The following is a 24,307-nucleotide window of genomic DNA, read 5'->3' on the forward strand; positions in this document are numbered from 1 at the left end:
TGGGCGTGGCGCCCGAGACGCGGGTGGCGCTGCTGCTGCGGCGTGGTCCGGAGCTGGTGCAGGCGATGGTGGCGGTGCTGAAGGCCGGTGGTGCGTACGTGCCGCTGGACCCGGCCGCGCCGGCGGAACGCCTGCGCGACCTACTGGGCGACAGTGCGCCGCGCGTGGTGCTGACGCAGTCCGGGTTGTCGGCGCAGGTCGACCTGTCGGGCGACTGGCAGGTGCTGGAACTGGATGCATTGCCGCCGCTGGTGGAGACGACGGCCGCGATCGCGCCGGTCGCGGACCCGAACCGGCTGGCCTACGTGATCTACACCTCGGGCTCGACCGGCAAGCCGAACGGGGTGATGGTGGAGCATCGCCATCTGGCGAACCTGGTCGGTTGGCACACGGAGACGTTCCCGCTGTCGCGGGGCGAGCGCACTTCGTCGACGGCGGGCGTGGCGTTCGACGCCTGCACATGGGAGGTGTGGCCGGCGCTGTGCCAGGGCGCGACGTTGGCGTTGCCACCGTCGAACACGGCCGGCGATCCGTCGGCGCTGCTGGACTGGTGGGAGTCGCAGGACCTGCAGAGCAGCTTCCTGGTGACGGCGCTGGCGGATGCGGCGCTGGCGCGGGGGCAGTCGGGCCGCACGGGCCTGCGCACACTGCTGACCGGTGGCGATCGCCTGAACCGGCTGCCGACGCCGGGCCTGCCGTTCGCGCTGGTGAACAACTATGGTCCGACGGAGACGACGGTGGTGGCGACGTCGGGCGTGATCACGCCCGAGGACACGGTGATCCACATCGGTCGCCCGATCGCGAACACGCGGCTGTACCTGCTGGACCGCCACGGCCGGCCGGTGCCGGTGGGAGCGCCGGGCGAACTGCACATCGGCGGCGCGCAGGTGGCGCGCGGCTATCTCAATCGCCCGGAACTGACGGCGGCGCGGTTCCTGCCCGATCCGTTCTCGGACGAGGCGGGTGCGCGGATGTACCGCACCGGCGACCTGGGTCGCTGGCGAGCGGACGGCACGATCGAATACCTGGGCCGCAACGATCAGCAGGTGAAGCTGCGCGGCCTGCGCATCGAGCTGGGCGAGATCGAGGCGCAGCTGTCGGCGCAGCGCGGCATCCGTGAAGCCGCGGTGATCGCGCGCGAGGACGCGCCGGGCGAGGTGCGGCTGGTGGCGTACGTGGTGGCGCCGACGGGCGAAACGCCGGACCCGCAACGGCTGCGCGAAGGGCTGTCGCGCACGCTGCCGGAGTACATGCTGCCGGCGGCGTACGTGGCGCTGGAGCGGTTGCCGCTGACGCCGAACGGGAAGCTGGACCGTCGCGCGCTGCCAGAGCCGGAGGGCGCGGCGTACGCGCAGCGTGCGTACGAAGCACCGGAAGGGCCGGTCGAAACCGCTTTGGCGGCGATCTGGCGCGAGCTGTTGCGCGTGGATCGGGTCGGACGGCACGACAACTTCTTCGAACTCGGCGGACATTCGCTGCTCGTCACACGCCTGATCGATGTGGCCCGACGACGCGGCCTGCTGCTAGATCTGCGGCAGGTGTTCGATGCGCCTACGCTCGCCGGCCTTGCGGCCGTCGCCACGCCGGGTGGGCAGGACGAGGACGCGCAGAGCAGCCTGATCCCGGTGCGCATCGCTGGATCGCGACGCCCACTGTTCTGTTTCCATGAAGGATTCGGCAGCGTATTGGCCTATGAACGGCTGGCGCGCTTCATCGATGCCGATGTTCCGGTGTACAGCATGGAAGCCAGGGCAATGCACGAGGATCCGCCGGTCTTCCGGTCGCTCGTCGACATGGCGCGCGACTACCTCCGGCAGATCCGCGCCGTGCAACCCGCCGGGCCTTATCGCCTCGCCGGATGGTCCGGCGGCGGCCTGATCGCCTACGAAGTCGCCCGCCAGTTGCGCGAGAACGGCGAATCGGTCGGTTACCTCGGCATGATCGACACTTACCGGCTGTCGCCGGAGGACATGGAAGGCGACATCGCCGCGACCAAGCACTTCCTCATCCGCATCCTTCAGTACCTGCGCCCGGAATTGTCGCCGGCGGTGCTGCGCGGGCTGCTCGCCTTCGACGACCTCGACGCGATGGTGGCCGAGTGCCAGCGCAACGGCTGGCTCGGCCCGGAAGTGACCGGCCACGAGATGGATCGCCGGTTCCGCGTCGCCAACGACATCGCACGTGCCAGCGTGCAGTACGTGCCGCCACCGATTGACCTCGACGTCAGCCTCTTCAGCGCGGAAGAGCCCGTGCGCGACGATCGCAGCAACGGCTGGTCGGCGTTGCTCGGCCCGCGACTGGACGTCATCGAGGTCGGTGGCACCCACATGGCGATGATGCAGGACGAAACCCTGCTTGCCCGCATCGCCAGCCCCATGAACCGCGCGCTGCTCGATGCCGGTGCGGCATCGCCCCAGCCCGCATCCGCTGCCGAGCGCAGCGTCGATCTTTCCCTTTCCTAAGGACAGGACATGACACAGAACAGCTTCAAATCCCTTGCGCCAGGGATCCGCAGCATCCCGCTGATCAATTCGTGGTTCGCCCACATGTACCTGGTCGCACCATCGACCTTCGGTCATTACACCCAGTACCACCTCGACCTGCTCGAATCCTTCGTTGACGATCCCTCGCAGCACCTGGAATCGATCAAGATTCCGGAGCTGATTGGCGGTCCGTTCATCAACTACACCGGTGATCCGACCGACATGGCGCGGTTCCGCGACCAGACCCGCGAGCGATGCGCGCGCCAGCTGTATGCCGCCGAATCGATCAACGCGATGTACCAGATGATCCTGGCGCAAGCCAAGGGCGTCGGCGTGCCGGGCCTGTATGCGCAGATCGACCCGTCGATCCGCCACGGCGTGGAACTGTCCTACGACGTCTGCAAGCAGCCGGTCGCGCGCATCATCGAGAAAGTGCTGTACGGCAGCCCGCTCTACGATCCCTCGTTGCAGACCTGCATCCTCGAGACGGCCACCTACGAGCCGCGCACCTTCGTGCTGAGCACGCCGCAGATCAAGCGCCAGTCGTCTTCGGTGGAGTTGCGCCTGCCGTTCGGCGACCCGCTGTGGAACCACATGAGCAGCGGCAGGCACACGATCGGCGAGCTGCTGGAGATGCTGCGTCCGCACGTCGGCGACGCCGGGGAAATGCGGTTCCTGGAAGGCATGTTCATCGATCATCCGACCCGAACCAGGGCCGACGATCTCGCCCCCGGTGCCGTGCGCGTGCGCTATTTCGGCCATGCCTGCGTGCTGGTGGAATGCGCGGGCACCAGCGTGCTGGTCGACCCGCTGATCAGCTACCCCGGCGAGTCCACACTCGACCACTTCACGTTCGACGATCTGCCGGCGCGCATCGACTACGTGCTTATCACCCATCCGCACCAGGACCACGTCGTGCTGGAAACCCTGCTGCGCCTGCGCGACAAGGTCGAAAACGTCGTCGTCGGTCGCTGCGGCGGTGGCCACCTGCCGGACGTGTCGCTCAAATTGATGCTGAACCACTGCGGCTTCAACAGCGTGATCGAGCTCGGCGAGTACGAGACCGTCGAGTTCGAGAATGGACGCATCATCGGCGCGCCGTTCTACGGCGAGCATGCCGATCTCGATATCCGCTCGAAACTCGCGTTCGGCGTGCAGATGCACGACGTGAATTGCGTGTTCTTCGCGGACTCCAATCCACCCATGGCGGAGTTCTACGAGCCGCTCAAACGGATGATGCCGAAGATCGATTGCCTGTTCCTGGGCATGGAGTGCGTCGGCGCACCGGCCACCTGGCTCTACGGCCCGCTGCTGCAGAAGATGCTGACGCGCGGGGAGGACCAGTCGCGCCGGCTCGACGGCTGCGATGCCGCGAAGGCGCTGGAGATGCACCGCTTCTTCGATCCCGAGCACATCTTCGTCTATGCCATGGGTGCGGAACCCTGGCTGACACACATCACCAGCATCCTGTACTCCGAGGAGCTGCCGCAGTTCAAGGAAGCGCGGATCCTGGAATCAACCGTGCGCGCGCAGGGTCGCCAAGCGGAAGTGCTGTACGGAAAGCGGGAGCTGGTGCTGTGAACGATCGCAATTCGTCACTGCAAGCCCTGTGGCGGCTGATGCGGATGGCACGGCCGTCCGGGCCGCTGCTGGTGACGGCAGCCGCCGTGACCCTGGTGGCCGCGACGGGAACGCTGGTCTTCCCGATGCTGACCAAGGGCATGGTCGACAAGTTGTCGGCAGGTGCGCTGGATCCGTCCAGCGTCATGGCCCTGGCGACGGTGATGGTCGGCGTCGCGGTCGCATCCGCGCTGTCGGCGTTCCTGCTCAATCGTGTCGGCTACGACATGATCGCCGTCCTGCGCGGCATGCTGGTCGAAAAACTGCTGAAACTGCCGGTGGCTTCCTTCGACGAGGAGAGCACCGGCGAGCGCGTCAGCCGCGTGCTCAACGACTGCCAGTTGATCTCCGAACTGGCGACGCGGCAGGCGGCCAACCTGCTCAGCGGCGCGCTGATGCTGTTCGGCGCCATCGTGGTGCTGCTGTTCCTCGATGCGCGGCTCACGCTGACGATGCTCGGCTGCGTGGCGCTGGCGTTCGCGATCGTGATCCCGTTGATCACCGCGCTCGAGAAGCTGGCGCGCAGCATCCAGGACCGCACTGCGCGCCTCGGGGGCATCCTCACGCACGTGCTGTCCGAGATCCGCCTGGTGAAAGCGTTCACAGCCGAGGAACGCGAGCGCGAGCGCAGCCGGCGCGAGATTCAGGACATCCGCCGGCTTGGCATCCAGGTGGCGAAGGTCAGTTCGGTGCTGGCGCCGCTCACCAGCCTGTCGTTGACCGCGGCCATCCTGGTGATCCTGGTCTATGGCAGCTCGCGGGTCAGCGACGGCAGCATCAGCATCGGCACGCTCACGGCGTTCATCCTCTACATCGTCAATGTCGCCGTGCCGATGATCCAGTTGACCACGTTCCTCGAGGAACTGCAGAAGGCGCGCGGGGCATCCTCGCGGATCGCCGCGCTGCTGGTGCATGAAGAGGAACCCGTCGGCGGCGATGCCTTGCTGGGCACGCACGAGGCACTGGAATTCCGCGACGTCGCCTTCCGTTACCCCGGGCGTGACACCACCGTGCTGCACGGCATCGACCTGGCCTTCCGACCTGGGACCACGACCGCGCTGGTCGGCGCCAGCGGCAACGGCAAGACCACCGTGCTATCGCTGATCCTGCGGTTCTACGCACCGAGCGGTGGCGCCATCCTCTATGGCGGCCGCCCGATCGACGATTACGCACTGACCGCGTGGCGCGAACGCATCGGCTACGTGGCGCAGAGCGCACCGATCATGCCGGGCACCGTGCGCGACAACATCCTGTACGGGCTGACTGGCGAGTTTTCCGACGACCAGGTGTGCGTGGCGGCCGAAAAGGCCGGTGCATTGGCGTTCATCCGCCAGATGCCGCAAGGGCTGGACACCATCCTGAGCGAGCAGGGCGCCAACCTGTCCGGCGGGCAGCGACAGCGAATCGCGATCGCGCGCATGTTCCTGCGCAACCCGGACATTCTGATTCTCGACGAAGCTACATCGAGCCTCGACAGCGAGACCGAACACCAGGTGAAGCTGGCGCTGGATGCGCTGATGCAGGGGCGCACGAACATCGTGGTGGCGCACCGGCTCTCCACGATCATCCATGCCGACCGCATTTATTTCCTCGACGGCGGTCGGATCTCCGGCGAGGGCAACCACGAGGAACTGCTGCGTTCGAACGCGCACTACGCGCGCCTGGTAGCGCGCCAGTTCCGTAATCCCGCCCGTCAGCAGGCGGAAGAACGCGTGCCCGAAGCCGACCCGGTCTGAGGCGCTACGCAGCGGTCATGGCGGCCGTCGTCGTCGACCTGAGGCATGCCGACGACGGAACGTTTTCGATCTTTCCAGGAAAAGGACATCCCAGATGCATATGCGCGATGAATTGCAGGACGTGGCGGGGCGCAGGATCCTCGTCCAGGCCAGGCCACAGACCCCGTCGATGGCCTGGGCCAGCCAGCACAAGGACGAAGTGCGCGAACTCTTGCGTGAGCAGGGTGCGTTGCTGATCCGCGGCCTGCGCTTCCACGGCACCAAGCAGTTCGGCCAGTTCCTCGAAGAGGTGTTCGGCAATGACCTGGCCGAATACACCTATCGCTCCACGCCGCGCACCAGGCTTGGCGGCAATGTCTACACCGCGACGGAATACCATCCGAGCGAAATCATCCCCCAGCACAACGAATCCGCGTACGCGAACGTGTGGCCAATGCAGATCGGTTTCTTCTGCATGCTGCCGCCGGGCCCGGGCCTGGGTGGTGCAACACCGCTGGCCGACAGTCGCGAGGTGCTGGCCCGGCTTCCGGCAGCGCTCGTCGAGAAATTCGAGACGAAGCAGCTGCAATACGTGCGCAACTACGGCAAGGTCGATCTGCCGTGGAGCGAGGTGTTCCAGACGGACGATCGGGCGGAGGTCGAAGCGTTCTGCACGGCAAACGACATCGCCTTCGAGTGGACCAGCGACAACGGCCTGCGCACGCGACAGCTGACGCCGGCCACCGAGGTCCACCCGGTGACCGGAGAGAAGATCTGGTTCAACCAGGCGCACCTGTTCCATGTATCGGGGCTGGCCAGCGACGTCGCGCGCGACATGCTGTCGGTCTATCGCGAGGAAGACCTGCCGCGGAACGTCTATTTCGGCGACGGGTCGCCGATCGACGCCGCGGATCTGGATTGCATCCGCGCGGTCTACGACGATGTGAAGTTCCACTTCGACTGGCAGAAGGACGACATCGTCCTGCTCGACAACATGTTGTACACGCATGGCCGGCAGCCGTTCTCCGGTCCGAGGAAGATCCTGGTCGGCATGGGCCAGGTCCATGGGCGCGCCTGACGCGTGCCGGAAAAGGTGGGAGCGATGGTCCTGATGTCTTGGCTGAAACAATCCATGCCGATGCAAGTCGCTTCGCGATGCGGTGCGGCCCGATGGCGGTCGATGGCGCATGGCGCGGCCGCTACGGGGCTTTGCCTCCTGCTTGCAGCCGCGCTGGCGGCCTGCGACGCTCCGGCCGCCCAGGCGCCCGTCGTCGCCGGGCAGGCGGTCGAAGTGGTGTCGCCGCGAGTGCAGGCGGTGCCCCGCGCGGTGCGGGCCTCCGGCACGATCGCGGCGTGGGAGGAGATCGGCATCGGTGCCGAGGTGTCCGGCCTGCGCGTGACCGAGGTCGCCGTGGAAGTCGGCGATACCGTGCGGCGCGGAGATCTGCTGGTGCGCCTGGATGCGCGCACCCAGCGTGCGAAGGTGGCCCAGGCGGAGGCCGCGGTCGCGCAGGCGCAGGCGAGTGCTGCCGTCGCGGCCAAGCGGGCGAAGCGGACCCGTGAATTGGCGTCCCAAGATTTCGTGTCGCGCCAGGATGCCGACCAGGCCGAAGCGGAGGCACTCAACGCTGAGGCGCAGTTGCGCACCATGCGTTCCGCACTGGAGGCGGTGCGGGTGGAACTCGGCTTCACCGAGATCCGGGCGCCGCAGGACGGGGCCATTTCCGCGCGCAACGTGCAGCCGGGGCAGGTGACGGGGGCTTCGGACAATCTGTTCAGGATGATCCGCGATGGCCGCCTCGAATGGCGGGCCGAAGTGACCGGGTCCGATCTGGAGCGGGTGGCGCCCGGGATGCCCGTGCGCCTGGTCGGGGCCGGCGGCGCGACGATCGAGGGCCGCGTGCGCAAGGTGTCGCCGGCGGTCGATGCGCGGCGCATGACCGGGATCGTCTATGCCGATCTGCCGCAGCCGGGGCCACTTCGCGCCGGCATGTTCCACGCCGGCAGCATCGTGCTGGGACAGGCGCCGGGGCTGGTGATCCCGATCGATGCCGTGGTGCGCCGTGACGGCCGTGCCTATGCCTATGTCGTCGACCGCAGCGACCACGCCCGCGAACGACGCATCCGCACGGCAAGCAGCGTCGGGGCCAGCATTGACATCAGCGAAGGACTGCAGCCCGGCGACCGTGTCGTCTCCCGCGGTGCGGGTTTCCTGGCCGACGGCGATCTCGTCCGCGTTGTCGCCCCGGACGCGGTCGGGGCGGCGAAGTCGACCCAGGCGGCGCTCTGATATGAACATTTCCGCCTGGTCGATCCGCCGTCCGCTGCCCGCAATCCTGGCGTTCATCCTGCTCGTCGCGGCGGGCGGCCTCGGCTTCTTCCGGTTCGCGATCTCGGAGTTACCGGACATCAGCGTCCCGGTCGTCACCGTGTCCGTGGGCCTGCCCGGGGCGTCGCCGAGCACGCTGGAGACGCAGGTCACCCGGCGCATCGAGGATGCGCTGGCCAGCGTGCCGCACGTGGACGAGATGCGGTCCACGGTAAACGAAGGCGTTTCGGTCACGTCGGTCAAGTTCGAGCTGGATCGCGACGGCAATGTCGCGAAGGACGAAGTGCGCGACGCGGTGGATCGCATCCGCGCCGATCTGCCCAAGGAAGTCGAAGCCCCCGTCATCGCGCTGGCGAACGTCGACGGCGAGGATGTCGTCACCTTCGCCGTGGCGGCCGACGGCTGGAGCGACGAGGAACTGAGCTGGTTCATCGACGATACGGTCGGCAAGCGGCTGTTCGGCGTGGCCGGCGTTGGTGCGATGCACCGCATCGGCGGCGTCGATCGCGAAATCCGCGTCGACCTGCGGCCGGACGCGTTGCAGGCGCTGGGCGTGAGCCCGGCGACGCTGTCGCAGCAGCTCGCGGATCTCCAGCAGGAGCAGCCCGGCGGCCGTACCACGGTCGGCGGGAACGAGCAGGCGGTGCGTACCGTCGGCACGGTGGCAACGGCCGCCGACCTCGGCGATTTCACGATCTTCACGCCCGATGATCGTCCGGTGCGGCTGTCCGCCATCGCCGACGTGCACGACGGCGCCGCGGAGCCGTCGCAACTCGCCAGCCTCGACGGCAGGCCGGCGATCGGCTTCGCCGTGCAGCGCACGATCGGCGCGAGCGAGGTCGACGTAGGAAACGCCGTGCGCGCCGAGGTGCGGGCGCTGAAAAAGACCTACCCGCGGCTGCGCTTCACCGAGGTCGCGTCCACCACGCCGGAGGTCGAAGCTTCCTACGCCTCGTCGATGGCGATGCTGTGGGAAGGCGCACTGCTGGCGACGCTCGTCGTGTGGTGGTTCCTGCGAGACTGGCGCGCCACCTTCATCTCGGCGGTCGCGCTGCCGCTGTCGATCATTCCCACCTTCGCCGCGATGCACTGGCTGGGCTTCAGCCTCAACGTGGTCACGCTGCTGGCGCTCGCGGTGGTGGTCGGGGTCCTGGTCGACGACGCGATCGTCGAGGTCGAGAACATCGATCGACATCTGCGGATGGGCAAGACACCGCGGTCCGCGGCGCTAGAAGCCGCGGACGAGATCGGGCTTGCCGTCGTCGCCACCTCGTGCGCGCTGGCCGCGGTGTTCGTGCCGGTGGCGTTCATGCCCGGCATCCCGGGACGATTCTTCCGCGAATTCGGGTGGACCGCGGCGACCGCGGTGCTGTTCTCGCTGCTGGTGGCGCGGTTGATCACACCGATGATGGCGGCCTTCATGCTGAAGGCGACGACGGAGAAGCGGGAAGACACCGCGACGATGCGCTGGTACCTGCGCTGGGTCGATCGCGCGTTGCGTCATCGCAGGCGGACGCTGTGGTTGTCGGTGGCGCTGTTCTTCTGCGCCATCGCTGCGGTGCCGTTGCTGGAAACCACGTTCATTCCCCCCGACGACGGCAACCAGAGCAGTGTCGTGCTCGAACTCCCGCCTGGCACCTCGCTGTCGGTGACCCGGGCGGTGGCCGAGGACGCGCGGCAGCGGATCGCCACGATGCCCGCGCTGGCCCATGTGTTCGTCACCGCCGGGGCCGGCAGCGGCGACGGCGAGGGCGGTGGTGGCGTCGAGGAAGTGCGCCGCGCCACGCTCGCCGTGCAATGGCGCCCGCACCGCGACCGCACGTTGCAATCGCTGGAGGCCGAAGTCCGCGAGCGACTGGGCGGCCTGCCCGGTGTGCGCGTGGGGTTCCAGGGCAGCGAGCCGGGACGCGCGTTGCAACTGGTGCTCGCCGGCGATGATGCGGCGACGCTAGCCCGCGCCTCACGCGAGGTCGAGCGCGCGATCCGGCAGCAGCCGGGGCTGGGCGCGGTCACCTCGACCGCCGCGCTCGTGCGGCCGGAGATCATCGTCCGCCCCGATGCCGACCGTGCAGCCGACCTCGGCGTTTCCACGGCCGACATCGCCGCGGCCGCGCGCGTCGCCACCCGCGGCGACTACAGCCAGTTCCTTGCGAAGCTCAACCTGCCTGGCCGGCAGGTGCCGATCCGCGTGCAGCTCGCCGGCGGCGCGCTCTCCGATACGGAACTGCTCGCGCAACTGCGCGTGCCTACGGTGTCGGGCGATGCCGTGCCGTTGTCGGCGGTCGCGCAGATCGAGGCCGACAGCGGTCCGTCGCAGATCGACCGCTTCGGCCGCAAGCGCAACGTCACCATCACCGTCGACCTCAACGGCCGGCCGATGGGCGAGGTCGAGGATGCGATCCACGCGTTGCCGGCGCTGCGCGACCTGCCGCCGGGCGTGTCGCTGCAACCGGCCGGCAATTCGAAAGTGTTCGTCGAGATGATGCTCGGCTTCGTCATCGCCATGTTCACCGGCATCTTCTGCGTTTACGCGGTCCTGCTGCTGCTGTTCAACCACGTCGGCCAGCCTGTCACCATCCTGGTCGCGGTGCCGCTGGCGGCCACCGGCGCGGTCGCGGCGCTGCTCGTGACCGGCACAGACATCTCGCTGCCGGTGCTGATCGGCCTGATCATGTTGATCGGCATCGCGGTGAAGAACTCGATCCTGCTGGTCGACTACGCCGTGATCGCCCGCGACCGGCTCGGCATGAGTCGGCACGAGGCATTGATGGACGCCTGCCGCAAGCGTGCGCGGCCGGTGCTGATGACGACACTCGCCATGGGCGCGGGCATGGCGCCGATCGCACTGGGCTTCGCAGCCGATTCCGGCTTCCGCGCGCCGATGGCGATTGCGGTGATCGGCGGCCTGATCTCGTCGACTGCGCTGAGCCTGGTCGTCGTCCCGGCGGCGTTCACGGTGGTCGACGACTTCGAGCGCTGGCTGCTGCAGCGTTGGCGTCGCGACTATTCCGATCGTCCGCCAGGCCATGCGCAGCCCGTTGCTACGTCGCCAGCCTCAGATGACGGCTCGCCGGCGTGACCACGTCGCAGCGCGTCCGCGCGCCGGTGGCTGCAGCTGCGCGGCAGCGCCCAGATCAGCGCGATCGAAGGCAGCTTCACCCTGCGGGCCGGCGAGTGGATCGCGCTGGAGCGCGGGTCGATGCCGGAAGTCCAGGCGGGCGAAGCCGGGGTCACCCTCGGTCTGATGCTCACCCCCGCAGCTTTGCGCGACAGTTCAAGGCCTGGCACGGGGAAACCGCCTCGACCTGGCGGGCACGCCACGAGCAGGCGGCCCAGGACCTCGAATCAGCCGAACCCGCCCTGGCCACGCACTAGCCCCCGAAACGCCAGGCGATCCGCCTTGCGCCCGGCACCCTTCGGGGTGGGCCGGGCGTTTTTTCCTGATGAATCAGGAATTTCCTACCCGAGACTGCGGCGCGACCTGACGGTCTCTGGGCGCCGGATATACTGTCATCGCTCTGCCTTCCGCATGGCTCACGCCCGCGCGACGGCGCACCCGTTTTTCTTCCTTCCCGGTTTACCGGGAACCTTCTTTGAAAGGACCGTAATTCCATGGCACGTGGCATCAACAAGGTCATCCTGGTCGGCAATCTGGGCAATGACCCGGAGACCAAGTACACGCAGGGCGGTATGGCGGTCACCAAATGCAGCCTGGCCACCACCAGCGTGCGCAAGGACCGTGACGGCAATACGCAGGAACGTACCGAATGGCATCGTGTGACCTTCTTCGGCAAGCTCGGCGAGATCGCGGGCGAGTACCTTAAGAAGGGTTCGCAGGTGTATGTCGAAGGCAGCATCCGCTACGACAAGTACACCGGTCAGGACGGCGTCGAGAAGTACACCACCGACATCATCGCCGACGAGATGCAGATGCTCGGCGGCCGTGCCGAAGGCGGCGCGCCGCGTCGTGAATTCGGTGGCGGTGGCGAATCGCGCTCGCCGCGCCCCTCGCAGCCGCAGGGTGGTGCACCGCGTCGCGAACAGGCGCCGGCCAAGGCGAGCGACTTCGGCGCCGACTTCGCGGATGACGACATCCCGTTCTGATCGCGGCGTCATCGCGCGGACACGAATTCGCAGTATTCAAATCAGCTCAGCGGTAAAGGGAGTTTTTGAGTGTCTACATGGCTAGTGACCGGCGGCGCCGGCTTTATCGGCGGCAACTTCGTCCTGGAGGCCGTGCGCAGTGGAGTGCGCGTCATCAATCTCGACGCGCTGACCTATGCGGGCAATCTCGATACCCTCTCCTCGCTCGAGAAGCACCCTGGCCACGTTTTCGTGCAGGGTGACATCGGCGATGCGGCGTTGGTCGAGCGTCTGTTGCGCGAGCACCGACCGGATGCGGTGATCAACTTCGCGGCCGAGAGCCACGTCGACCGCTCGATCGATGGCCCCGCCGCGTTCGTGCAGACCAATGTGGTCGGCACGCTGACCCTGCTGGAAAAGACCCGCGATTACTGGAAGTCGCTCGAAGCCACGGCGCGCGATGCGTTCCGCTTCCTGCATGTCTCCACCGACGAGGTCTACGGCACGCTTGGCGAAACCGGCAAGTTCACCGAAACCACGCCGTACGCGCCCAATTCGCCGTATTCCGCGTCGAAGGCCGCCTCCGATCATCTCGTGCGCGCCTTCCACCACACCTACGGCCTGCCGGTCCTGACGACCAACTGCTCCAACAACTACGGTCCGTACCAGTTCCCGGAGAAGTTGATTCCGCTGGTCATCGCCAAGGCGCTGGCCGGCGAATCACTGCCGGTCTACGGCGACGGCATGAACGTGCGCGACTGGCTGTACGTCGGCGATCACTGCGCCGCGATTCGTCGTGTGCTGGAAGCGGGCCGACTGGGCGAGACCTATAACGTCGGCGGTGATGCCGAGCGTCCGAACATCGTGGTGGTGAAGACCATCTGCGCGCTGCTCGACCAGCATCGCCCGCTGGCGGATGGGCGCTATCGCGAATCGCTGATCACCTACGTCAAGGACCGCCCGGGCCACGATCGCCGCTACGCCATCGACGCCAGCAAGCTGCAGAGCGAACTGGGCTGGGCGCCGACGGTCACCTTCGAGCAGGGCATCGCCCGCACGGTCGAGTGGTACCTCAACAACCAGCCGTGGGTGACGCGCGTGCTGGACGGCAGCTATCGCCTCGAACGCATCGGTGCCGCGGCCTGAGGGCGCGCGGGCACAATGACGTGCGCATTACCGAAGTGGAATCCATGACCCAACGTAAAGGCATCATCCTGGCCGGCGGCTCCGGCACGCGGCTGTATCCGATTACCCAGGCCATCAGCAAACAGTTGCTGCCGGTTTTCGACAAGCCGATGATCTATTACCCGCTCAGCGTGCTCATGCTGGCGGGGATCCGCGAAGTGCTGATCATCAACACGCCGCACGAGCAGGCGCTGTTCAAGAACCTGCTGGGCGATGGCTCGCGATGGGGCATGAAGATCGAATACGCCGTGCAGCCCAGCCCCGACGGCCTGGCGCAGGCGTATCTGATCGGCCGCGATTTCGTCGCCGGACAGCCCAGTTGCCTGGTGCTGGGCGACAACATCTTCTACGGACATGGCCTGACCCAGTTGTTGAAGAACGCCGCATCGCGCGATCACGGCGCGACGGTGTTCGGCTATTGGGTGAAGGACCCCGAGCGTTATGGCGTCGCCGAGTTCGATGCGAGTGGGAAGGTGGTCGGGCTGGAAGAAAAGCCCGCGCAACCCAAGTCGAATTACGCCGTCACCGGTCTGTATTTCTACGACGGGCGAGCCAGCGACTTCGCCGCCGACCTCAAGCCGTCCCCGCGTGGCGAGCTGGAAATCACCGATCTGAATCGTCGCTACCTGGAGGACGGTTCGCTGCAATTGGAACGCATGGGGCGCGGTTTCGCCTGGCTCGACACCGGTACGCACGAGTCGTTGGTGGAAGCCTCGAGTTACATCGAGACCATCGAGAAGCGCCAGGGCTTGCGTGTGTGCTGCCCCGAGGAAATCGCCTACTTCAACAAGTGGATCGATGCTTCGCAGCTGGGCGATCTGGCCAAACCATTGGCCAAGAACGGGTACGGACAATATTTGTTGAGCATCCTCGAGCACGGCCCTGTTGCATGAAAATCATTGAAACCGACCTGCCCGGCTGCGTAGTGATCGAGCCGCAGGTGTTTGGCGACTCGCGCGGGTTTTTCTTCGAATCGTTCAACACCGACAAGCTTGCAGCGAGCGGTCTGCACCCGAAGTTCGTGCAGGGCAACGTCTCGTCATCCGCTCAGGGCGTGCTGCGTGGGTTGCACTACCAGTGGCCGAATCCGCAGGGCAAGTATGTGTCGGTCATCGAAGGCGAGGTTTGGGACGTCGCCGTCGATATCCGCCGTGGTTCACCGACCTTCGGGAAGTGGGCGGCCGTCGTGCTGAGCGCGGAAAACAAGCGCCACTTCTGGATTCCCGAAGGCTTCGCGCACGGGTTCGCAGTGCTGAGCGAGCGCGCCGTATTCACCTATCTGTGCACCGCTACGTACGACGCCAAGGCCGATGCGGGGATTCGTTGGGATGATCCTGCTTTGGGGATCGACTGGCCGATCAGCCAGCCGCAGCTTTCCGACAAGGACGCACGCGCGCCCTTGTTGTCAGAAGTCGCGGAAGACCGGCTGCCGATTTACCTGGGTTGAAACCAATGAAGATCCTGTTGCTGGGTGGCAACGGCCAGGTCGGCCATGAGCTGCAGCGCAGTCTGGCTCCGCTGGGAGAGCTGACCGTCACCACACGCAGCGGCGAGCTGCCGGATGGCACTGCGTGCGAATCGCTCGACCTGTACGCACCGGAGACGTTTGCGCCGCTGTTTGATCGCGTCATGCCCGATGTCGTGGTCAACGCCACTGCCCACACCGCCGTAGATCGCGCGGAAGACGAGCCGGAGCTGGCTTTCCGCGCGAATGCCGAAGCGCCGGGCGAACTCGCGCGCCTGTGCGCGGCGCGGGGTGCAACGCTGATGCATTACTCGACCGACTATGTTTTCGACGGGAGCAGTCGCGTCCCGTATCGCGAGGACGACGCCACCGCGCCGCTGGGCGTGTACGGCGCCAGCAAGCTGGCCGGCGAACAGCTCATCCAGGCCAGTGGTGCGCAACATCTGATCCTGCGTACGGCATGGGTCTATGCAACGCGAGGCAGCAACTTCCTGCGCACCATGCTGCGCCTTGGAGCCGAACGCGACGAGCTGCGCGTGGTCGCCGACCAGCATGGATGTCCGACGCCGGCATGGCTGATCGCAGATGTGACGACGGAAATTCTTCGCCAGGGGCTGAAGAGTTCAGGTGTTCGACATCTGGTTGCCAGTGGGGAGACGAGCTGGTTCGGTTTTGCTGAAGCCATCTTCCAGGAAGCGCATTCGCGTGGACTCATCCCCCGACGTCCGCGTGTTGAAGCCATCGGCACCGGCGACTATCCGACGCGCGCTCGGCGCCCGGCCTATTCCGTGCTGGATACCTCGCAATTGCGCAATGAGTACGGGCTGGATCTTCCGGATTGGCAACGCGGGCTGGCCAAAACGCTGGGCTGACTAGCGGCCATCGATGCCGACCAATGATAGTCTGTAGCGGGCTTTGCCCGGCTGATTCCGTGTGTGATGTCCGGATCGCAATCTATTCGGAGTTTGGGGATAACAATGAAGCAATTGGCACTCATCCTGGCCCTGGGGGCCGGGTTTACGGCCGTTCCTGCGACGGCGGCTGTCAATGTAGGTGCGTACGTCAAGAAGGACGCATTCAATGACGTCCAGCTGTCGCCGAACGGCGACTACTATGCCGCCACGGTCAAGCTGGAGGATCGCACGGCGCTGGTGGTCATCCGTCGGGCCGACAACAAGTTGACGGCCAACATCGGGGCAGGCAAGAACACCGTCGTCGATGACTTCTGGTGGGTGAGCCCCGAACGAGTGGTGGCCAGCATCGCCGAGAAATTCGGCGCACTGGACAGGCCGCAGGCGACGGGAGAGCTCTACGCCGTAAACGCCGACGGCAGCCACACAGAAAATCTGGTCGGATATCGCGTGCAGGGCAGGGCGGGATCGCACATCCAGCCCAAGAAGGAGGAAGCCGTCTCTGCCTTTGTCGTGGACGACCTGCCTTCCGACGACAAGAACATCATCATCCAGGTCTGGCCCTGGGGCGACGACCCTTACACGCGCGCTGAAAAGATGGACGTCTACACCGGCCGGCGAGCCCTATTGGCACGCGCCCCGGTCCGCCGTGCCGATTTCACTACCGACAACAAGGGCGTCGTGCGTTTTGCCCACGGCGCGGGCGCGGACAACGTCTCGAAGTTGTACTACCGCAAGGGCGACGGTGCCGACTGGCAGCTGATCAATGACGAGGGCACCACCGGCTTGGTTGAACATCCGATCGGTTTTTCCGCGGATGACAAGCTGGCTTATTTCCAGGCCGAGCAGAAGGCCGGCCCGGATGCGATCGTTTCCTACGATGTGGAGTCGGGCAAGCGCACCACCGTGCTGCGCGACGATGACGCCGATCCCGCGCGCATCATCTATCGCAATGGAACCCGCATTCCCGTGGGCGCCGTCTTCATGGATGGCAAGCCGCGCACGGCGTTTCTGGATGACGCCTCGCCGGAAGCGCGCACCTACCGCAGCCTCGAAGCTGCGTTCCCCGGTGAAACGGTCACTATCACGTCCCAGACCGCCGACGGAAAGCTCGTACTGTTCCAGGTAAGCAGCGATCGCAATCCCGGCGACTACTACACCTATGACCTGACGACCAAGAAGGCCGCGCACCAGGTCAGCCGCCGCGACTGGTTCGATCCGGCGAAGATGGCGTCGATGAAGCCGATCCAGCTCAAGGCCCGCGACGGGTTGACGCTCAATGGCTATCTCACGCTACCGACGGCCGGCGGCGACAAGAACCTACCCTTGATCGTCATGCCTCACGGCGGGCCATTTGGCATCCAGGACGTGTGGGGGTTCGATACGGAGCCGCAGTTGCTGGCCAGCGCGGGTTACGCCGTGTTGCAGCTGAATTTCCGCGGCTCCGGCGGATACGGAGAGGCATTTGAATCCGCCGGCGCCAAGCAGTGGGGCGGCACGATGCAGGACGACGTCACCGACGCGACCCGTTGGGCGATTCAGCAAGGCATTGCCGACGCTGGGCGGATCTGTATCTACGGAGCCAGCTACGGGGGCTATGCCGCGCTGATGGGGGTCGCCAAGGAGCCGACGCTGTACAAGTGCGCGGCTGGTTACGTCGGCGTGTACGACCTGCCGACCATGCATACACATGGCGATATCCAGCAGCGCGGATCGGGCGAAACCTATCTGAAGGAATGGATCGGCGCACGCGATGAGCTCGGTGCCGTATCGCCCAATCGCATGGCTGATCGGATCAAGGTGCCGGTGTTCCTTGCTGCAGGCGGTGAGGACGAACGCGCACCGATCGAGCACTCCAGGAAAATGGAAGCCGCACTGAAGGCAGCTGGCGTTCCGGTCGAGACGCTGTATTACGACACGGAAGGCCACGGCTTCTATCTGGAGGCGCATCAGTTGGAGTACTACACCCGCTTGCTGGCCTTCCTTGGCAAGCATCTAGGCGGCCAAACGGCGGCCGCTCCGACTGGCGCGGCGCAGCCGGGCAAGTGATTTGATTGCGCTCATCTCGCCGAGTCAGTCGGCGATGAGATGGTGGTCAAGCAGCAAAACGGCGCCAACTGGCGCCGTTTTGCTTTCTGGTGGCTTGGATAGAACCGGAACGAATTGTCCAAACCAAGCTACTGGGACGAAGGGTGCCTACTTTCGCGCCGACTACTTGACCCCGTGCATCATCCGCCGCAGCAGCGGCGAGACCAGCAGCGCCACGACGGCGCAGCCGATACCCATCCACATCAGCAGCGTGAACAGATCGGCATACTTCGTGGCGGCTTCGGCGAAGTTCATGGTCTCGCCTTCAGGGACTTCGATCGCGGCAAGCTTGCCCAGCAGCGCCGCCAGTGTTTCGGAGAATGCGGTGGCGAGGAACCAGGTGCCCATCATCAGGCTGACCACACGCGGCACCGACAACTGCGTGACCGCGGAAAGGCCGACCGGGTAGAGGCACATCTCGCCCACTTCGAGAATCAGAAAGGCAGCCACCAGCCACCACACGCTCGCCATTCCGCCCGTCGCACCTGCGTGCTGGGCCGCCCACATCAGCGGCAGGAAGCTCAATCCGGCGAACAGCAGGCCGAGCGCGGACTTCGTCGGCTTGGACGGATCCAGCCCGCGCTTGTCCAGCCACGCCCAGATGACGGCAAACAGCGGGGCCAACAGCACGATGAACAACGAGCCGAGATAATTCAGCGAACCCGCGTTCTGCGGCAGGATCAGAGCGTCCCGCAACAGGCCGATCATCATGACGATGATCGACACCCAGAACAGCACCTTTGGCATCGACGAGGACGGATCGCGTTCGGAAAACGTCGAGGCGACCATGAAGGCGATGGGCGCCAGCAGCAGCGCCACGATCGACCAGGGCCACGGCGTGCCGTCGCGTACCACCAGCGACGGAATCAGGTCCTTGGTGAGCAGTCGATCGGTAAAGGTGACCCAGGAACCGTAGGTCTGTTCGTACAGGGTGTAGAACACCAGCGCGGCGAAGATCAGCACCATCATCGCGCCCATGCGCTGGGCTTCGATCTTCGTGCAGCCGCGGGTGACGAAGCCGAAATACCAGAAGCCGACGATCAGGAACACGACCGACATCAGCACGAGCGCGATCGTGGCTTCCTCGACGAAGAACCCGAGTACGCCCGAGCGTTGCGACAGCCAGATCACGGCGACGCCAATCAGCGCGAAGACCGACAGCGAGGGCAGGTAGGCGCTCAACGGCAGCTTGCGTGCGTCGTCGCGACGCATGCCGTGCCACATCGTCCAGACGATGCCGGCCAGCGCCATGACCACGACGTAGTACGTCCAGCGGACGGTGTCCGGACCGAGCTTGAAGGTGGTTACCGCTTCCATCAGCCAAGCCACGGGGAACAAGCCGAGAACGCCCAGCACATAGATCGTCCACTCACGCTTGCGGCTCAGCGGCTTGGGCGGCTCGGCGATGTCGCGTAGGTATTTGCGGCCCCAGAGGAATTGCGCCAGGCCCAGCAGCATGCCGATGCCTGCCGCGCCGAAGCCGTACTTCCAGCCATAGGCCTTGCCGAGATAGCCGCACACGATGGAGGCGAACAGGCCGCCCAGGTTGATGCCAGCGACGAACAGCGAGAAGCCCGAATCGCGGCGCGGATCGTTCTCCGCGTACAGCTTGCCGACGATCGTGGACACGTTGGGTTTCAGGAAGCCCACGCCCATGATGATCAGCGCCAGCGACATATAGAAGGCGCGCAGTGCGCCCTCATCGCGCACCATGACTCCGTTGACCATGGTCGCCGCATGGCCTTCGATGGCCATGCCTGCATGGCCGGCCACCAGCAACAGGCCGCCGAAGATCACGGCCTTGCGCATGCCCAGGAAGCGGTCGGCCAACAGGCCGCCGATCACCGGAAGGCAATACACCAGGCCACCGTATGCGCCGAGCACGTCGAGTCCCATGCGGTCGCCGAACTTGTGGTGCTCCAGGAGATAAAGCAGCAACAGCGCCTTCATTCCATAGAAGGAGAAGCGCTCCCACATCTCGGTGAAGAAGCAGACGTAGACGCCCTTGGGATGACCGAGGAAGTCGTCCGTTGCGGCAGTGGTGAGCGGACGGCCTGCGACGGCGGTGGAAAGGACTGACAAGCGGAACCCCCTGGATTTGAGCGCCGTCCCTGCGCAATTGGGGGCCGAGTATAGCCACGCACCGCCAAAGCCGGCCGTGCCCGGACCATGAACGGTCTGCGATACTGGGCCGTCCATCCTTGGGGGAACTCCACCAGTGAACCAACCAGACTCCCTGGCCACTCCGCGCACCGAGTTAACCGTTCGCGGCCTGATCCTCGGTGTGATCATCACCGTGGCGTTCACCGCGGCGAACGTGTTCTTCGGCCTGAAGGCCGGTCTGACTTTCGCCACGTCGATTCCCGCCGCCGTCATCTCGATGGCGCTGCTGCGCAACTTCAAGAATTCGACGGTCCAGGAAAACAACATCGTGCAGACCGTGGCATCGGCTGCGGGCACGTTGTCTTCGGTGATCTTCGTCCTGCCCGGTCTGATCATCATTGGTTGGTGGACGGGCTTTCCCTACTGGGTCTCGTTCGCGATCTGCGCGCTCGGCGGCATCCTCGGCGTGATGTATTCGATCCCGCTGCGGCGCGCGCTGGTGACGAATTCGGATCTGCCGTATCCCGAAGGCGTGGCCTGCGCCGAAGTGCTCAAGGTGGGCAGTCCCGGCGCTGAAGGCACCGCACATGGCGCCGAGGAAAGCCGTGTCGGCCTGCTGGCCGTCATCTGGGGTGCGGTTGTCGCCGCCGTGTTTGCCGTGGTCGTCGCCACGCGCGTCTTCGCGAGCGACGTGAAGTCCTACTTCAAGGTCGGCGAAGGCGTGACTGGCTTCGACTTCGCGCTGTCGATGGCCCTCTTCGCGGTGGGCCATCTCGTGGGCCTGTGGGTCGGCATCGCCATGCTGCTCGGCGCGCTGATCGGCTGGGTCTGGGGTGTTCCACACTTCTCCGCGCTCGCCGCCGCGCTTCCCGCAGCGCTTCCCGGCAGCCCCGAGGACCTCGCCGGCGCGACGTGGAGCCAGCAAGTGCGCTTCGTCGGCGCCGGTACGATCGGCGTCGCGGCGATCTGGACCTTGGGCAAGCTGGTCAAGCCGGTGATCACCGGGCTGACGTCGGCGATGGCCGCGGCCAAGGTCCGCGCTGCCGGCAATCTCGCGTCGCTGCCGCGTACCGAGCACGACATTCCGATCGGTGTGGTCGGCATGGTGATGGTGGCCTGCTTCATCCCGCTGGCATTCCTGTTGGTCCAGTTCAGCAATGAAACCGGCTTGAGCGCGCATACCACCCCGCTGGTGATCGGCGGCCTGATCTACATCGTGGTGATGAGCTTCCTGGTCTCCACGGTGTGCGGCTACATGGCGGGCCTGATCGGTTCGTCCAACAGCCCGCTTTCGGGCATCGGCATCCTGGTGGTGATCGGTGCGGCGCTGCTGCTGGTATTCGGCATCAAGTCGCTGACGGAACCGGGCCACGAGAAGGGGCTGGTCGCGTTCGCACTGATGGTCACGGCGGTGGTATTCACGGTCGCGGCGATCGCCAACAACAACCTGCAGGATCTCAAGACCGGTCAGCTGGTCGACGCCACGCCGTCGAAGCAGCAGTGGGCGCTGGTGATCGGCGTGATCGCCGGTGCGGCGATCATTCCTGTGATCCTCGACATCGTGAACAAGGCCTACGGTTTCACCGGCGCGCCGGGCGTCGACCCGAAGATCGCGCTCGCGGCGCCGCAGGCGGGCCTGATCTCCGCGCTCGCGCAGGGCGTGATCGAGAACAACATCGACTGGAGCCTGATCCTGATTGGCGGTGGCATCGGTATCGTCCTGATCGCCCTCGACGAAATCCTGCGCCGCACCACCAAGGGCGCGCACCTATCGCCCCTCGCGGTCGGCCTGGGCATCTACCTGCCGACCTCGGCGACGCTGATGGTCGTGGTGGGCGCGATCGTGGGCTGGATCTACGACAAGCGTGCGGAACGCAGCGCTAATCCTGATTCGGCCAAGCAGCTCGGCGTCCTGCTCGCCTCCGGCATGATCGTCGGCGAAGGCCTGATCGGCGTGGTGATCGCGGGCGTCGTTGCCTTCAACCTGTTCCCGATGGCGCTGGTCGGCGACGAGTTCGCCGGGCCGGCCAAGTGGATCGGCGGTATCGCCTTCGTTATCGCCATCGTGGCGCTGTACCGCTGGATCGAGGGTCTTTCGCGCCGTACCGCCGACGCCTGACGCCCCGCGGACTTTGCACTTCCGGGCCCCGTGACTGCCGCCCTTTGCGGCGGACGGGGCCCGCCGCCTACCATCGGGACTTTCGTCCTTCCGCTCCCGGAGTTCCGATGAACCTGCGCCACGCCGTCCTGCCGCTGCTCCTCGCGGCGGCTCTGCCTTCGTTCGATGCCGACGCCGCGCGCGGCTTCGAAGTCCGCGACCTCGCCACCCTGGATCGCGTTTCCGCGCCCACGCTGTCGCCGAACGGCCGCCAGCTGGTGTTCGCCAAGCGCGTGGTCGATTTCGCCGCCAACAAGTCCTCCACGGCGCTGTGGATCGAAGACCTGTTCGCGCGCGATGCCGCACCGCCCAAGCGCCTCACGCCGGAAGGCTGGAACGTCAATTCGCCGACCTTCTCGAAGGACGGCAGCACCGTGTACTTCCTCAGCGCGAAGTCGGGATCGATGCAGCTGTATTCGATCGCCGCGCAGGGCGGTGAGCCCGTGCGCCTCACCGATTTCCCGGGTGACATCGGCAGCTACAAGTTCTCGCCGGACGGCAAGCGTTTGGCCTTCAGCACCGACGCCTTCATCGATTGCGGCAGCAACCTGACCTGCAGCCCCAAGCGCATGGACGAGCGCGGCAAGCAGAAGAACACCGGCGTGGTCTTCGACCGCATGTTCATCCGCCACTGGGATACCTGGAACGACGGTCGCCTCAATCGCGTGTTCGTCACCGATCTGGGCAAGGGCAAGGACATGCCGAAGACCGCGACGCTGGTCGGCGGCGATGTCATCGGCGATGTGCCGTCCAAGCCGTTCGGCGATGCCGGTGAATACGAATGGTCGCCCGATGGCAAGCAACTCGTGCTGAGCGTGCGCAAGGCCGACGGTCAGGAACCGTGGTCGACCAACTTCGACCTGTATCTGGTCAAGGCCGATGGCAGCGGTGCGGCGAAGAACCTCACCGCGTCGAATCCCGCCTGGGACACCACGCCGGTGTTCAGTGCCGATGGCAAGACGCTGTACTACCGCGCGATGAAGCGCCCGGGCTTCGAAGCCGACCGTTTCGCGCTCATGGCGATGAATCTCGCCTCGGGCAAGTCGCGTGAGATCGCGTCGCGCTGGGATGCCTCGGCCAACGGCATCAACCTGTCCGCGGATGGCAAGCGCATCTACACCACGGCGCAGGAACTCGGCCAGGATCCGCTGTTCGCGGTGTCGATCGCCAATGGTGAAGTGAGCAACATCTCCGGCCCGCAGGGTTCGGTGTCGGCGTTCGCGCTGGCCGGCCCGACGCTGGCGTTCACGCGTGCCACGCTCAAGAGCGGCGACCAGGTTTTCGTCACCAGTCCGGATGGTTCGGCGCCGCAGCGCGCGATCACGCCGAGCGCGGGTGAGATGCTGAAAGACGTGAGCTTCGGCGACTACGAGCAGTTCACGTTTGCCGGTTGGAACAACGAGACCGTGCACGGCTACGTGGTCAAGCCGTGGAATTACGAAGAAGGTAAGAAGTATCCCGTCGCCTTCCTGATCCACGGCGGTCCGCAGGGCAGCTTCGGCAACGGCTGGAGCTATCGCTGGAATCCGCAGACGTATGCGGGCCAGGGCTATGCCGTGGTGATGATCGACTTCCACGGTTCCACCGGCTACGGCCAGAAGTTCACCGACGCGATCAGCCAGCATTGGGGCGACCGCCCGCTCGAAGACCTGCAGAAGGGCTGGGCTGCGATGCAGCAGAAGTACGCGTTCCTCGACGGCAGCAAGGCCTGTGCGTTGGGCGCGAGCTACGGCGGCTTCATGGTCAACTGGATCGCGGGCAACTGGAACGAGCCGTGGAAGTGCCTGGTGAGCCACGACGGTGTGTTCGAGAACCAGGCCATGGGTTACGCCACCGAGGAACTGTGGTTCAGCGAGTGGGAGAACGGCGGCACGCCGTTCGAGAATCCGCAGGGTTACCAGAAGTACAACCCGGCCAACCACGTCGCCAACTTCCGCGTGCCGATGCTGGTGATCCACGGCCAGCAGGACTTCCGCATTCCGGCCGAGCAGGGCATCGCGTTGTTCAGCGCGCTGCAGCGCAAGGGCGTGGAATCCAAGTTCCTGTACTTCCCCGACGAGAACCATTGGGTGCTGAAGCCGCAGAATTCCGTGCAGTGGCACGACACGGTCAATGGCTGGCTGAAGCAGCACATCGGGCAGTAACAACGCCATGGCCGCGGCCCGTT

The 24,307-nt window shown here is 65.8% G+C and carries 15 protein-coding genes; 14 read left to right on the top strand and 1 reads right to left on the bottom strand.

Going from position 1 to position 24,307, the window contains the following annotated elements; all coding sequences use genetic code 11:
* From ACYVGK_RS13255 to ACYVGK_RS13310, 12 genes are all read left to right on the top strand, one after another.
* Window positions 1-2,462 (top strand): non-ribosomal peptide synthetase (locus tag ACYVGK_RS13255; RefSeq protein ID WP_460734464.1); only part of this gene is annotated, 2,462 nt, incomplete at its 5' end.
* A gap of 9 nt (window positions 2,463-2,471) precedes the next feature.
* Complete coding sequence (locus tag ACYVGK_RS13260; protein ID WP_460734466.1) at window positions 2,472-4,064, top strand: MBL fold metallo-hydrolase; 1,593 nt, start codon at window positions 2,472-2,474, stop codon at window positions 4,062-4,064.
* Window positions 4,061-5,839: an ABC transporter ATP-binding protein gene (locus ACYVGK_RS13265; RefSeq protein WP_460734468.1), complete on the top strand. Its 1,779-nt coding sequence runs from the start codon at window positions 4,061-4,063 to the stop codon at window positions 5,837-5,839. The genes ACYVGK_RS13260 and ACYVGK_RS13265 overlap by 4 nt, the downstream gene beginning before the upstream one ends.
* Window positions 5,840-5,933: 94 nt before the next feature.
* Entirely contained in the window at window positions 5,934-6,896 is a 963-nt protein-coding gene (locus ACYVGK_RS13270) for a TauD/TfdA family dioxygenase (protein ID WP_460734470.1), read from the top strand.
* 24 nt (window positions 6,897-6,920) lie between these two features.
* The gene (locus ACYVGK_RS13275; RefSeq protein WP_460734472.1) at window positions 6,921-8,108 is read left to right on the top strand and encodes an efflux RND transporter periplasmic adaptor subunit; all 1,188 of its coding nucleotides are present in this window, start codon (window positions 6,921-6,923) and stop codon (window positions 8,106-8,108) included.
* 1 nt (window position 8,109) lies between these two features.
* Entirely contained in the window at window positions 8,110-11,226 is a 3,117-nt protein-coding gene (locus ACYVGK_RS13280) for an efflux RND transporter permease subunit (protein WP_460734474.1), read from the top strand.
* Window positions 11,227-11,759: 533 nt separating this feature from the next.
* Window positions 11,760-12,251, top strand: coding sequence for a single-stranded DNA-binding protein (ssb, locus tag ACYVGK_RS13285; RefSeq protein ID WP_460734476.1), 492 nt, complete (start codon window positions 11,760-11,762; stop codon window positions 12,249-12,251).
* Between the two features lie 69 nt (window positions 12,252-12,320).
* Window positions 12,321-13,376: a dTDP-glucose 4,6-dehydratase gene (rfbB, locus tag ACYVGK_RS13290; protein ID WP_460734478.1), complete on the top strand. Its 1,056-nt coding sequence runs from the start codon at window positions 12,321-12,323 to the stop codon at window positions 13,374-13,376.
* 44 nt (window positions 13,377-13,420) lie between these two features.
* A complete protein-coding gene (gene rfbA, locus ACYVGK_RS13295; RefSeq protein WP_460734480.1) occupies window positions 13,421-14,308 on the top strand; it encodes a glucose-1-phosphate thymidylyltransferase RfbA in 888 nt (295 codons plus the stop codon).
* Complete coding sequence (gene rfbC / locus ACYVGK_RS13300) at window positions 14,305-14,862, top strand: dTDP-4-dehydrorhamnose 3,5-epimerase (protein ID WP_460734482.1); 558 nt, start codon at window positions 14,305-14,307, stop codon at window positions 14,860-14,862. Before rfbA ends, rfbC begins: the two co-directional genes overlap by 4 nt.
* A 5-nt stretch (window positions 14,863-14,867) precedes the next feature.
* Window positions 14,868-15,752, top strand: a complete 885-nt coding sequence (gene rfbD / locus ACYVGK_RS13305; RefSeq protein ID WP_460734484.1) for a dTDP-4-dehydrorhamnose reductase — start codon at window positions 14,868-14,870, stop codon at window positions 15,750-15,752.
* A 105-nt stretch (window positions 15,753-15,857) separates the two neighbouring features.
* Complete coding sequence (locus tag ACYVGK_RS13310) at window positions 15,858-17,840, top strand: alpha/beta hydrolase family protein (RefSeq protein WP_460734486.1); 1,983 nt, start codon at window positions 15,858-15,860, stop codon at window positions 17,838-17,840.
* Between the two features lie 162 nt (window positions 17,841-18,002).
* On the opposite strand, the gene ACYVGK_RS13315 is transcribed toward ACYVGK_RS13310, so the two are convergent.
* On the bottom strand, window positions 18,003-19,961 hold the full coding sequence (locus ACYVGK_RS13315; protein WP_460734488.1) for a peptide MFS transporter: 1,959 nt from the start codon (window positions 19,959-19,961) through the stop codon (window positions 18,003-18,005).
* Window positions 19,962-20,097: 136 nt separating this feature from the next.
* Here ACYVGK_RS13315 and ACYVGK_RS13320 point away from each other — a divergent pair, with 136 nt between their 5' ends.
* Window positions 20,098-22,101: an OPT family oligopeptide transporter gene (locus ACYVGK_RS13320; RefSeq protein ID WP_460734490.1), complete on the top strand. Its 2,004-nt coding sequence runs from the start codon at window positions 20,098-20,100 to the stop codon at window positions 22,099-22,101.
* Window positions 22,102-22,208: 107 nt separating this feature from the next.
* Window positions 22,209-24,284, top strand: a complete 2,076-nt coding sequence (locus ACYVGK_RS13325; protein ID WP_460734492.1) for a S9 family peptidase — start codon at window positions 22,209-22,211, stop codon at window positions 24,282-24,284.
* Window positions 24,285-24,307: the final 23 nt, after the last annotated feature.

The sequence above is a fragment of the Lysobacter tyrosinilyticus genome (assembly GCF_054779815.1).